Origin of the sequence: Streptomyces sp. GbtcB6 (genome assembly GCF_019091475.1) — a bacterium.
GTDB lineage: Bacteria > Actinomycetota > Actinomycetes > Streptomycetales > Streptomycetaceae > Streptomyces > Streptomyces hyaluromycini.
This window is the reverse complement of the sequence record NZ_JAGXJL010000022.1, coordinates 114353-126936: the sequence shown is the minus strand read 5'-3', so window position 1 is coordinate 126936 and position 12584 is coordinate 114353. Positions and strand designations below refer to the sequence as shown.

7 protein-coding genes are annotated in these 12584 nt (G+C 71.4%); 4 read left to right on the top strand and 3 right to left on the bottom strand.

Annotated features, from left to right (window positions below):
* Positions 1–122 precede the first annotated feature (122 nt).
* The 4 genes from KVT45_RS32140 (at position 123) to KVT45_RS32125 (ending at position 4894) form a co-directional block, all read left to right on the top strand.
* Positions 123–2051 carry a hypothetical protein gene (locus tag KVT45_RS32140; RefSeq protein WP_217552659.1) on the top strand — a complete coding sequence of 643 codons (1929 nt, stop codon included), beginning with the start codon at positions 123–125 and terminating at the stop codon, positions 2049–2051.
* A gap of 172 nt (positions 2052–2223) precedes the next feature.
* Complete coding sequence (locus KVT45_RS32135) at positions 2224–3120, top strand: metal-dependent hydrolase (protein WP_217552658.1); 897 nt, start codon at positions 2224–2226, stop codon at positions 3118–3120.
* The gene (locus tag KVT45_RS32130) at positions 3120–4148 is read left to right on the top strand and encodes a PDR/VanB family oxidoreductase (RefSeq protein WP_217552657.1); all 1029 of its coding nucleotides are present in this window, start codon (positions 3120–3122) and stop codon (positions 4146–4148) included. The genes KVT45_RS32135 and KVT45_RS32130 overlap by 1 nt, the downstream gene beginning before the upstream one ends.
* Before the next feature lie 56 nt (positions 4149–4204).
* Positions 4205–4894 (top strand): TetR/AcrR family transcriptional regulator, encoded by a 690-nt coding sequence (locus tag KVT45_RS32125; RefSeq protein WP_217552656.1) that lies wholly within the window; start codon positions 4205–4207, stop codon positions 4892–4894.
* A gap of 167 nt (positions 4895–5061) precedes the next feature.
* On the opposite strand, the gene KVT45_RS32120 is transcribed toward KVT45_RS32125, so the two are convergent.
* The 3 genes from KVT45_RS32120 to pulA form a co-directional block, all read right to left on the bottom strand.
* The gene (locus tag KVT45_RS32120; protein WP_217552655.1) at positions 5062–5427 is read right to left on the bottom strand and encodes a 5-carboxymethyl-2-hydroxymuconate Delta-isomerase; all 366 of its coding nucleotides are present in this window, start codon (positions 5425–5427) and stop codon (positions 5062–5064) included.
* Between the two features lie 34 nt (positions 5428–5461).
* Positions 5462–7084, bottom strand: coding sequence for a fused response regulator/phosphatase (locus KVT45_RS32115; protein ID WP_217552654.1), 1623 nt, complete (start codon positions 7082–7084; stop codon positions 5462–5464).
* A gap of 101 nt (positions 7085–7185) precedes the next feature.
* A complete protein-coding gene (gene pulA / locus KVT45_RS32110) occupies positions 7186–12552 on the bottom strand; it encodes a pullulanase-type alpha-1,6-glucosidase (protein WP_217552653.1) in 5367 nt (1788 codons plus the stop codon).
* Positions 12553–12584: the final 32 nt, after the last annotated feature.

The following is a 12584-nucleotide window of genomic DNA, read 5'->3' as shown; positions in this document are numbered from 1 at the left end:
GGGCCCGTCCCCTTCGATACGGCTGCGGGCCGCGAAGCACTCACATCGGCTCACATCGTGCGGACACCGCAGTGTCACCCGTGTGGCGGTGACCAACCAACGGGTCGCTCGTTCTTCAGGACGTGCAGTCACAGGATGTAGCCCAGCGTCACGCAGCCGCCTCCGCCGGAGCCCCGCATCCGGCCGTCGATGTCGAGCAGGCCGAGGCCGCGCTCGTCGAGCACTATCCCCGGCTGGTCCGGCTCGCCTACCTGGTGCTGCCGCCGGGGCTCGCGCGCGGCCGCCGCGTCCTGACCGCGCACTCCCTGGTCCAGCGGGCCCTGCCACGGGGCCGCAGGCAGGTCCCGGTCATCCCGACCCAGGCGAACGGGCGGCAGGCCGACCCCGGGTACTCGCTGGTCCGGCTCGAAGTGGTGCGTACGGCACTGGAGGCGGGCCGGCCGCTCCGGCTGACCGCGTGGCCCAAGCGCGCCCAGCTGCCGCCGCTGCTCCCCCAGGTGTGGGGCCTCAGGCTCTTCCCGCGTTCCGGGGGCGCCGACGAACTCGCCCTGGACCAGCGGCTCGCCGGCCTCTCCGGCCCGGCCCGCGCCGCCTACGCGCTGCGCGGCCTCGAACAGCTCCCCGACGGCGACGTCCGCAAGATCCTGCGGGCGGTCGGTGTCGAGCACCCCGAGGGCGCGCTCGCCGAGGCGAACGGCGTCCCGGCCGAGTACCCGCTGCTCGACTCCCCCGAGTTCGACCCCTGTTCCCTGCAGGCCCGGCCCACCGACCTGATGCGCCGCCGCCAGCACACCAAGGCCGCGCTCGCCGCCGCTGCCGCCCTCGCGGTGTGCGGGGCGCTGGTCGCGCTGCCGGGCGGCGGCTGGGGTGCCGACGGCGCGGCCGCCCCGGTGTACGCGCAGAACCCCGCCGCCCAGGCCGCCCTGGACCCGGCCCAGCTGACGAAGGTCCCGGCCGCCGCCTGGCAGACCGCCGCGCGCACCGACTTCTCGGTCTGGCCGGCCCGCGGGGCCCTCACCGGCGACACCACGCTGCTGCGCCGCGCCCTCGCCGTCTGGGCCCGCCCCGGCGACACCGTCCGCGTCTCGGCGACCCCCGGCACCCAGACCGGCGGCCCGGCGGGACCGCCCCAGCTGCTGTACGCGGGCGTGGTCGACAGCGCCCGGGTGGTGGTCTTCTACGACGGTCTGCGCATCGCCCGCTACGCCGAACCGAAGGACGGCACCGAGGGCGCCGCCCTGGACTTCGCCCGTGTCGACGGCGCGACCGGCGCGGAGGCGAGTGCCCTGGTCCTTGGCCGTGCCGACGGCAACGTCCGCTATCTGACCGCCCCCTGGGTGACCAAGGCGGGCGAGCGGGACCTGATGAAGCCGACCGCGGGGGCGATGGACCTCGGGCTGGCCGACGGGGTGACCGGGCCGCTGGCCAGCTCCGCGCTGCAGCAGGGGGCGTGCACGTCCTGGAACGTGCTCCAGCTGACCGACGCGCAGGGTGTGCACCTCGCGACCGACCTGGGCGAACTGGTGCCGGCCCGGCTCACCGCCGGGCGGCCCGGCGACACCGGCGAGGCCTCGGGGGCGGCGGCGCTGCGCGACTGGGCGCCGTTCGCCTGCTCGCTGGCCGCGGAGCGGTCGGCCGGGGTGCGCAGTGTCAACGCGTGGGCGTTCGCCGAGCAGCAGCTGCCGGACGCCGGCGGCACCGGGTCGTGGGTGTGCACGCGTGCCGAGACCTGGCGGGGCGACGGGACCGTGGCGCTGGCGCAGTTCCGGACGCCGGGCAGCCGGTACGGGGCGGTCGCGGCCAAGGGAGCCGATGTGACGGCCTGCGGTCCGCGCGATCCGCAGGTGCTGGCCGGGGTGTTGTGGAAGTCCGAGGGCGGCCAGTGGTACCTGCTGGCCGCGGGCAGCCGCGACACCGCGTCGATCCGGGCGACCGGCGGGGTCACGGCGTCGGCGCAGGGGACGCAGCTGGTGGCCAGGGCGAAGCAGGGGGCGCAGGCCGAGCTGGAGGGGACACTGGTGGATGGCGGCGAGGTCAGCGGGTTGCGGTGAGTTCGGCACCTCCCCCACTGCCTTAAGGGCGTGGGGGGGGGACCCCCAGATTCACCGTCGTGGCTGATCGCCGTCGCGGCGGGAGAGAGTGCGTACAAGCTTGTTGACGTCGGTGTAAACAAGGTCGTCCGCAGGGCTTCTCAGGCGCCCTACCCGTCAGTACATTGACGCCATGTCCAACAAGCAGCCGCAGCCGGTGCAGTCCGAGCACATCGCGCTCAAGGCCCGCAACGTGTCCTTCGCCTGGGAGGGCACCCCCCTGCACTGGGTGCCCGGCGATCCCTTCGCCACGCACACCATCAACGTGCTGCACATGCTGCTGCCCGCCGGCGAGCGATGGTTCGTGCACGTCTACAAGCAGGTGCTGCCCCTCATCCGCGACGAGCGGCTGCGCGAGGACGTCGTCGGGTTCATCGGGCAGGAGGCGATGCACTCCCAGGCCCATGACGAGGTGCTGCCCCACCTCAGGGAACAGGGTCTCGACCCGACGCCGTACACCGCGCAGGTCGACTGGTTCTTCGAGAAGCTGCTCGGCGACCGGACCCTGCCGCCCGGGAAGGCCAGGCGCTGGTGGCTCCTGGAACGGGTCGCGCTGATCGCGGCCATCGAGCACTACACCGCCTTCCTCGGCGACTGGGTGCTCAACGCCGAGGAGCTGGACCGGCGCGGCGCCGATCCGATGATGCTGGACCTGCTGCGCTGGCACGGCGCCGAGGAGGTCGAGCACCGGTCGGTCGCCTTCGACCTGTTCCTGCATGTCGACGGCGGCTACCGGCGCCGGGTGCGGACCTGGGCGACGGCGTTCACGGCGATCGTGTTCCTGTGGCAGCGCGGTGCCCGCTTCTTCATGGCGAACGACCCGACGCTCGTCGAGGGCCGGGCCCGGCTCCGGGACTTCTACCTCGCCGGCCGGCGCGGCACGCTCCCCACCACCGGCGACATGCTGAGGTCGATCCCGACGTACCTGAGCCGCGGCTACCACCCCTCCCAGGAGGGCTCCACCGCCCAGGCGGTCGCCTATCTGGCCTCCTCCCCCGCCGCGCTGGCCGCCGAGAAGGAGGGTGCGTGATGCCGAGGCTGCGGACCGTCGTCGCCGTCGCGGGCGCCGCGCTGCTCGTGAAGCGGGCCCTGCGCCGCCGCATCGAGGCCTCCCCGCTGTGGCCGATGCCGGCCCTGGATCCGCCGACCTCCGGGCAGCCGCGCTCCCGGGCGCTGCGGCTGCTTGTCGCCTCGCGCCGGACGATCGCCGACGGGGTCGTCGAACTGCGTCTGGAGGGCGGGCAGTTGCCGGGCTGGGAACCGGGTGCCCATCTCGACGTGGTCCTGCCGTCCGGACTGGTCCGGCAGTACTCGCTCTGCGGGGATCCGGCCGACACCTCGTCGTACACGATCGCCACCCGGCTGGTCGCCGACGGGCGGGGCGGTTCACGGGAGGTCCACGAGCAGATCGCGGAGGGCATGGAGCTGGAGGTGCGCGGGCCGCGCAACCGTTTCCCGCTCGTCGAGGCCGGGTCCTACGTGTTCGTGGCCGGGGGCATCGGGATCACGCCGGTCCTGTCGATGGTGCGGGCCCTGCCGGAGGGGGTGGCGTGGCGGCTGCTCTACTGCGGGCGGAACCGCCGGTCCATGCCCTTCCTCGAGGAGTTCGCCGGGGACGACCGGGTCACGGTCGTCGCGGAGGACGAGGACGGGCGCCCCGACCTCGACGCGCTGACCGTCCCGGAGGGCGCGGCGGTGTACTGCTGCGGTCCGGAGGGGCTGCTGGCGGCGGTGGAGGAGCGGTTCCCGGCCGTCCGGCTCGAACGTTTCGCGCCGCGCGCCGAGACCGGCGGCAACCGCGCCTTCGAGCTGGAACTCCGGCGCAGCGGACGGACGCTGGCGGTCCCGGCCGACTCGACGGTGCTGGCCGCGGTACGGGCGGAGCTGCCCGACACGCCGTACTCCTGTGCGCAGGGTTTCTGCGGGACCTGTCAACAGCGCGTGCTGGAAGGGGAAGTGGAACACCGGGACGAGCTGCTGACCGACACGGAGCGTGCCGACTCGATGCTCATCTGTGTATCGCGGGCGCGAAGTGGGAGACTTGTGCTGGATCTGTGAACACCCGTGAAGGGTCGGGTCCGTGGGAGGCCGGATCCGATCGGTAAGGTGTTCGCATGACAACCGGGGTACGCCGCAGGATGGGAGTCGAGGAGCGGCGGCAGCAGTTGATCGGCGTCGCCCTCGAACTGTTCAGCCGTCGCTCGCCCGACGAGGTCTCCATCGACGAGATAGCCTCGGCCGCGGGCATCTCACGGCCGCTCGTCTACCACTACTTCCCCGGCAAACTCAGCCTGTACGAGGCCGCGTTGAAGCGTGCTTCGGAGGATCTCGCGGGCCGCTTCAGCGAGCCGCACGAGGGCCCGCTCGGGGCCCGGCTGCTACGCGTGATGCGCCGCTTCTTCGACTTCGTCGACGAACACGGGCCCGGCTTCGCCGCGTTGATGCGCGGCGGCCCGGCGGTCGGCTCCTCGGCGACCAACGCGCTCATCGACTCCGTACGGCAGGTCGCCTACGAGCAGATCCTCGCGCACCTCGACATCACCGAGGCACCGGCCCGCCTCGAACTGGTCATCCGTTCCTGGATCTCGCTCGCCGAGTCGACGGCACTGATCTGGCTGGACGGGCGGCGGATTCCGCGCGGCGAGCTGGAGGTGCAGCTCGTCCACGACTTCGCGGCGCTGACGGCGGTGAGTGCGGCGTACGACGAGGAGATGACGGCACTGGTGAAGCGGATGGTCCAGGACGAACCGACCGACGGCCCGTTCGCGGACCTCGCCGCCCGGCTGATCGCGTTGGCGGGCTAGCCCTGTAGGGGCGCCGTGTGCCGTCGGTCGGCTGCGGCGCCGTGGGGGCTGGTCGCGCAGTTCCCCGCGCCCCTTACGGGGCCTCAGGCAGCGCCCCCGTAAGGGGCGCGGGGGACTGCGCGGCCGGCCACGACGGCGCGCCAGCCGAACAACCGGCAGAAGCAGACCTAGCCCTCGTACTTCCGGTAGGACGGGTCCAGGTCCCGTACCTCGGCGGAGACGTGCAGGGTGATCCCGTCGGTGGGCGTCACATGGCTGCGGACCAACTCCAGCACGGCCTCCGTGAGCTTCGCCTTCGTCTCCTCGGTGCGTCCGGCGAGAAGCCCGATGGTCACATGCACGAGGGCGTCGCTCTGGTCCATGGCGTTGTATCCGTACGCGGAGTACCCGTCCCGGAACATGGTCTTGCAGGCCTCCGGCTTGGCGGCGGCGATCTCGACGACTGTCTCGTGCAGCGCCCGTACGAAACCGTTCGTGTCGAAGGCGCCCTCGTCGGTCAGCACAGCGGTGTAGTCGACGGTGATCTGCGGCATCAGCGCTCCTGTTCTACGGCTACCGGGGCTCAGCCTAGTTCGCCAGGCTCAGCGCCAGCAGGGCGACGTCGTCCTCGCGGTCCCGGCCGAAGCTGGTGAGGAGGGTGTCGCACAGGGCCTCCAGGCCGGGCAGGGCGCCGCCGGCGGCGGCCCGGAGGTGTTCCATCGAGACCGCGAGGTCGGTGCCGCGGGTCTCGATCAGGCCGTCGGTGACCATGAGGAGCCGGTCGGTGGGTGCGAGGACCAGCTCGGTGGGCGGCGGGTGCGGCAGGCCCACCCCGAGCAGCGGACCGGACGCCTTGACGTACTCGGCGCTGCCGTCGTCACCGAGTACCAGCGGCGGGATGTGGCCCGCGTTGGCGATGCGGGTGCGCCCGGTCGCCGGATCGATCAGGGCCAGGCAGACCGTGGCCGTGACATCGGCGTGGTAGTGCCGCAGCAGCTGGTCGAGCCGTTCGGCGAGCGCGGCCGGGTCGCTCTCCGTGAGGCAGTAGGCGCGCAGCGCGTGCCGGAGTTCGACCATGACGGTGGCCGCGTCCAGCGAGTGCCCCACGACGTCCCCCACCGCGGTCAGCACCCCGTCGCCGACCCGCAGCGCGGCATAGAAGTCGCCGCCGATCTCCGTCTCCTGGGAGGCGGGTTCGTAGCGCACCGCTATGTCGACGCCCGGCAGCTCCGGCAGCTGGTGCGGACGGGGCAGGAAGCTGTGCTGGAGGGTGAGCGCGACATGCCGCTCCACCTGGTACATGAGCAGGGGCTCGGCGGCGAGCGCGGTGGCCTGGGCCAGCTGGGCCAGCAGCGCCTCGCCCTCGGGGCTGACCCGGCGCAGCCCGCGGGTGGGCGTGGCCAGGCAGACCGGCGCCTTGCCGTCCTGGGTGAGGACGAGCGCCAGCCGGGCGTCGTGCTGCACTCCGGGCCGGAAGAACCCGGCGGGCCACAGCGGCGCCGGCACGGTGGTGATCTGCACCCCGGACTGCCCTTTGGTGAGCCGTCGCAGCAGGGCGCGCACCGTCCGGTGGGCGTCCTCGTCGGGCAGCACGAGCGAGGTGCGCTCCCGGTACAGGCCCCGGTACAGCTCGTCGTCCTGGTCGAGGACGAAGACGGCGGCGGGGCAGCCGAGGAGCCGGGCGGCGCCGTCGGCCGCGGCGTCGGCGAGTTCGTGCAGCGAGCGGGCCGCCTGGATGGTGACGATGGTCTCCGACAGCAGCCGCAGCCGCCGTACCAGCGCCTGGTCGTCGGCGCGCAGCCGGGCGGCGCGCACCACGGCCCGGACCACGGCCTCGATGTCCTCCGGCTCGGCGGGCACCGTCAGATAGGCCTCGGCCCCCGACTCCAGCCCCGGGCAGCGGTCCGCGGGCACCACGGAGTGCGCGGAGAAGTGCACGACGGGCAGACCGGCCATGTGCGGCCGCTCCTTGAGCCGGCGGCACAGCTCGAAACCGCTCATGTCCGGCAGGTGCACGTCGATGAGGGCCACGTCGGGCAGCTTGCCCTTGCGCCGCCGTACGTCGAGTTCGCTGAGCGCCTCGCGGCCGCCGGTCACCGCGACGACCTCGTGACCGGCCCGGCGCAGTACGGTGCCGATCGCGTAGCGGCTCGCGGCCGTGGCGTCCACGACCAGCACGGTCGTGTCTGTCAGCTTGCCGTTGACGTCCATACTCCCAGCCCCTGGACAACGCCGGTGGGGCAGAACCTGGGGGTACCCCCAGCGGTAGCTGGGGGTAGTGCCGGGCCTGCCCCACCAACGTAAGGCCGCGGTCACGTGGTCCGGGAGAACACCGCCACCGTGCGCCCCGGAACGGTGAACGTACCCGTTTCCCGCTCGTACGAAGCGGACTTGACGACGGAGTCCGCGCCCGAGGCCTGCACCGGGTGCAGCCGGTAACCGGTTCCGGCCAGGGTGCCCACCCGCTGCTCCTGCCGCTCCGGGCTCGCGTTGAACACGACGACCAGGTCACCCAGTTCCATGGTGATCACCCCGGCCGTCTCGTCCTTGCCGGAGAGCGGGAAGGAGAGCTTCGACTGCACCTGCGCGGCCGTGCCGAGCGAGAACGCCTTCTCGGTCGTCCGGATCCTCAGCAGGTCCTGGTAGGCGGCCGAGGCCCCGTCGATCTGCGGGCACCCGACCTTCACCGAGGTCAGCAACGGCTTCGCGTAGGACCACTTGGACTGGTTGTCGGCGGCCGTCGGCAGCCCGCGGCCGAAGCCGTTGCCGTCGGCGCAGTTCCAGTGGATGGCGTTGAACCAGTCGCCGCTGTCGAAGGAGTTGCGGTCCAGGGACTTGGAGCGCAGCAGGTCGGTGCCGGCCTGGGAGAGCGACGGCCCCTGTGAGAGGGCGGCCGTGGCCATCGCCAGGACCTGCATCCGCGCCCGGTCGGACGCGGAGGTGCCGGACGGCAGTTTGTACGTCAGCGCGTCGAACAGTGACTCGTTGTCGTGCGCGTCGACATAGGCGAGGGCGTCGCCGGGCGCGTCGGCGTATCCGGCGGGCGAGCCGTTGTAGTCGATCTCCGCGCCGGAGACCTCCTGGCCGTCGGTGTCGGTGAACCGGTACTTGGCGAGGTTGCCGGTCAGCCCGACCTTGATCAGGTCCTGGTAGTGCAGCAGCCGGGCCTTCTGCTCGGCCGCAGTGCCGTTGGCGGTGGAGGAGTTGGGGTCGGTGTAGAGCCCGGAGGCGAAGCCCTGGACGCCGGGGTCGTCGTCGAAGGGGCTGCCGCCGCGTACGGCGTCCCGGGCCCGGTCGGAGAAGGTGGCGATGCCGGTGCCGGCCATGTTGGCCTGGGTGGCCTGGACGAAGCGGGCGTCGTTGGCGACCTCGCCGAAGTTCCACCCCTCGCCGTACAGGATGATCTTCTTGCCGTCGACGCCGTCCTTCTTCAGGGTGAGCGCGTCGAGCGCCTTGCGGACGGCCAGGATGTTGGCCTTCGGGTGGTGGCCCATCAGGTCGAAGCGGAAGCCGTCGACCTTGTACTCCTTCGCCCAGGTGACGATCGAGTCCACCACCAGCTTGCCCATCATGGCGTTCTCGGGCGCGGTGTTGGCGCAGCAGGTGCTGTTGGCGACGCTACCGTCGGCGAGCAGCCGCTGGTAGTAGCCGGGCACGATCTGGTCGAGGACGCTGGTGTCCGCCTCGCCACTGGCCGCCGTGTGGTTGTAGACGACGTCCATGACGACCCGCAGCCCGTCCTGGTTCAGGGACTTGACCATCTTCCGGAACTGGACCGTGCGCGCGGTGCCGTCCGGGTCGGTGGCGTACGACCCCTCGGGGACCGTGAAGTGGTACGGGTCGTAGCCCCAGTTGTAGGCGTCCTTCGCGGCAACCGCCGAGACGCACTCCTGCTGCTTCTCCGAGTCGGCGGGGTAGGAGGCCAGGTCGCAGTCGGGGCTCGCCTGGTCGGCCTTCTTCTCGGGCACGGTGGCGAAGTCGAAGACCGGGAGGAGATGCACGTACGAAGTCCCGGACTTGGTCAGGGACTTGAGGTGCTTGGAGCCGTCGCTGTCCTTGTCGGTGAAGGCGAGGTAGGTGCCCCGCTCCGCCGCCGGGACCGTGGTGTCCGCCGCCGAGAAGTCCCGGACGTGCAGCTCCTGGATCTGGGCGTCCTTCAGCGGGACGGCCCTGGGCTTGGTGTACGTCGACCAGCCGCCCGGGGCGAGGGACTTGTCGTTGAGGTCGACGACGAGGCTGCGCTCCGAGTCGGCGGTGAGGGCGACCGAGTAGGGGTCGGTGACCTTGTTGGTGACGACCTTCTGGACCGTGGGCGCCCACACCTTCACGACGTACCGGTAGGGCTTGTTCTTCCAGGACGCGGAGCCGGTGACGGACCAGACGCCGGTCGCGGAGTCGCGGTGCATCGTCTTTGCCGAGCCGTCGAGTTCGAGGGCGACGGACTGTGCGGTCGGCGCCCAGACGGAGAGGGTCGGCTTTCCGTGGTGGAAGACCGGGCCGAGGTCCGCCGTCGTGGCCTTGGCGTACACGTCGTCGAGCACCCCGGCGATCTGCACGCCGGTCGCGGCCAGCACCGCGCCGTTGGCTGCGCGCTGGGAGGCGACGAGCTGTCCGCCGAGCGCCTGGCGCACCCGGTCCCGGTCGCGCGGGTCGACCGACCAGCCCGTGTAGTCCTTCAGGTACGGGAACTCGGCCTTCTGCGCGTCGGTGAGGGTGGTCTTCGTCAGCCGCAGCCACCGCTCGTCGTCGCTCGTCAGCGTCCCGTCCTTGACGGCGATCGAACCGTCGCGGGAGTAGACCAGCTGGGTGGAGACCGCGCCGTCGACGCCGTCCCAGGCGACCGTGTTCCGGTCGATCCAGACCGCCTTGGAGGCGGACAGGTCGAGCGCGGCCGCGCTGCCGGCGGGCTGCGGGAGCAGGTACTTCTCCTGGCCGTTCAGCAGCCACACCTCGTAGCCGCTGGACTTGAGGTCGAGGGACTGGTCGGCGGCGAGATCCTTCTCGTCGCCCTTGTGGATGATGTAACTGAGGCTGCTGGCACCCTCGGTGAGCGGTACCTCGAAGACCGCGCCATAGGCGTCGGTCCGCACCGGCTTCAGGGGGTTCGACCAGTCGGTGGGGTCGGCGGCACCCGTCCAGACGTGCAGGCCCCAGCCGTCGTAGTCCCCGTCGGCCCGGTGGTAGTGGATGACCGCCTTGGTGGTGTCCTGGGCGGGGTAGTCGGGCTTCGTCGTGAGTACGTCCGTCTTCCCCTGCTCGATCCAGACCTCGCCCGTCTTGGTGACGTCGATGGAGCGGTCGGCGGAGACGTCCTTGTTGCCGTCCTTGTCGACGACGAGGAAGCCGATGTTCGTGGCGCCGGGCTTCAGCTTGACGTAGGCGAAGGCGCCGTACGCGTCCCGGCCGGTGAAGGGGTGGCCGGCGGGCCAGGTGGTCGCCTCGCCGTCGGCGAGGTCGCCCCAGGCGTACAGGCCCCAGTTGTCGTAGTCGCCGTCGGTGCGCTTGTAGTGGACGACCGCGTAGTCCCGGGAGGAGGCGGTGGGCGTCTCGGCGACGGGCGGGGTGCCGGAGGTGCTCTCGGCCAGGGCACTGGAGGTGTGCCCGGCGGAGTCGACGACGACCGCCTTGTAGCGCAGGGCGGTGCCGGCCGGGAGATCCTTGGCGAGGCTCTGGGTGACCTTGTACGGGGCGTGGTCGGCGGAGCCGAGGGTGGTCCACCGGCCGTTGCCCACCTGGGCGGCGAAGACGACGCGGTCGAGCTGTCCGCCGGTGACGTCCGCGGTGAGGTCGACGGTGCCGGTGGCGCCGGCGGCCGGGGCCTGGAGGGTGATCGTCGGGGCGGTGGCGGGCCTGTCGAGGGGGCCGGCCGCCTTGTAGACGACGGCGGACTCGGCGGGGACGGTGACGGTCACGCGGTTGTCCGTACCGGAGGTGACGCTGCCGTCGGTGCCGTAGAGCGCCCGGTAGCGCATGCCGGCGGAGCCGGTGGCGAAGGCCGCCGTCTTGGCCGTGTCGGCGTTGTTGAAGGCGACGACGTACTCCTGGCCGGTCCTGGCGTCCGTCCGGGTGAAGGCGTAGATGCCGGCACCGTCGGCCGCGTAGCGCTCGGTCTGGACGCCGTCGGCGAGGGCCGGGTTGTCCTTGCGGAGCTTGGAGAGAGCACTGATCTGCTTGTAGAGCGGCGCACTCGTGTCGTAGGAGTCGCTGGCGGCGGTGCGGTCGGTGCCGATCTCGTCGTCGTCCAGGTAGTCGGCGACCTTCGACGCGAACATCGTCTGCCGGGCGTCCTTGTCCCCGCCGGATCCGGTGAAGCCCTGCTCGTCGCCGTAGTAGACGACCGGGTTGCCCCGGCTGAGGAACATCACCTCGTTGGCGAGCCTGTCCTTGGCGAGCAGTTCGGCGTCCGTGGCCTTCGGGTTGTCCTGCTCCAGGAAGTACCCGATCCGGCCCATGTCGTGGTTGCCGAGGAAGGTGACCTGCTCGTAGGCGTTCGCCTTGTCGGTCGTGTACTTGTAGTCGTCGCCGAAGACGCTCGACAGCTTCTGTGCGCTGCCGCCCTGGGAGGCGTAGGAGCGGGCCGCGTCCTGGAAGGGGAAGTCGAGGGTCGCGTCGAGGCGGCCCTGGGTGACGTACGGCGAGGTGACGGACGTGTCGGCGGAGTAGGTCTCGCCGAACATGAAGAAGTTCCTACGGCCGTGCCGCGCCGCGTACTTGTCGAGCGCGGTCGCCCACTGGGTCCAGAACTCCATGTTGACGTTCTTGACGGTGTCGATCCGGAAGCCGTCGATGGCGAAGTCCTTCACCCACCGCTCGTAGATCTTCTCCATGCCGCTGACGACCTCGGGCCGCTCGGTCCACAGGTCGTCCAGGCCGGAGAAGTCGCCGTAGGTCGCGGACTCGCCGGCGAACGTCGAGTCACCGCGGTTGTGGTACATCGTCGGGTCGTTGAGCCACGACGGCACCTTGCTGTCGCTCGTCACGGTCGGCGTGCGCGGGAAGGAGGCGGTGGAGACGGCCGGGAACTTCTTCTTCCCGTCCGCGTAGTCGGCGTCGTCGAAGGGCTGCCCGTCCTTGGTCAGGTAGGGGAAGGCGCCCTTGGAGAGGTAGTCGTAGGACTTCTCTTCATAGTCGACGACGTCGGCGGTGTGGTTGGTGATGACGTCGAAGAAGACCTTCATGCCCTTGGCGTGCGCCTTGGAGATGAGGGTCCGAAGGTCCTTGTTGGTCCCGAAGTGCGGGTCGACCTGGGTGAAGTCGGTGATCCAGTAACCGTGGTAGCCGGCGGAGGCGTTGCTCCCCGTCCCCTGCACGGGCCTGTTCTTGAAGATCGGCGCCATCCAGATGGCGGTGGTGCCGAGCCCCTTGATGTAGTCGAGCCGGTTGGTCAGCCCCTTGAGGTCGCCGCCCTGGTAGAAGCCCTTGTCGGTGGGGTCGTAGCCGGTGGAGAGGCGGGAGCCGGTGAGGCCGCCCTTGTCGTTGCCGGTGTCGCCGTTGGCGAAGCGGTCCGGCATGACGAAGTAGAACTGCTCCCGGGTGTCGTCGTGCCGGGCGGGCTCGGCGGCGAGCTTCGCGTCGGAGGGCGGGGCGGGCGGGGCGGCGGCGTGTGCGGCGAGGGGCTGCACGAGCGCGGCGGCGAGGGCGGCGACGGCGACGGCCGCGACCCGTCTGACATGTATCACCGGTGTGAACTCCTAGCGATAGCGGCTCTCTT

Bases quoted from the DNA above. Each gene is read 5' to 3' on its own strand.
- KVT45_RS32115 (WP_217552654.1), bottom strand. From the start codon at position 7,084: ATGGACGTCAACGGCAAGCTGACAGACACGACCGTGCTGGTCGTGGAC.
- KVT45_RS32125 (WP_217552656.1), top strand. From the start codon at position 4,205: ATGACAACCGGGGTACGCCGCAGGATGGGAGTCGAGGAGCGGCGGCAG.
- KVT45_RS32135 (WP_217552658.1), top strand. From the start codon at position 2,224: ATGTCCAACAAGCAGCCGCAGCCGGTGCAGTCCGAGCACATCGCGCTC.
- KVT45_RS32120 (WP_217552655.1), bottom strand. From the start codon at position 5,427: ATGCCGCAGATCACCGTCGACTACACCGCTGTGCTGACCGACGAGGGC.
- KVT45_RS32130 (WP_217552657.1), top strand. From the start codon at position 3,120: ATGCCGAGGCTGCGGACCGTCGTCGCCGTCGCGGGCGCCGCGCTGCTC.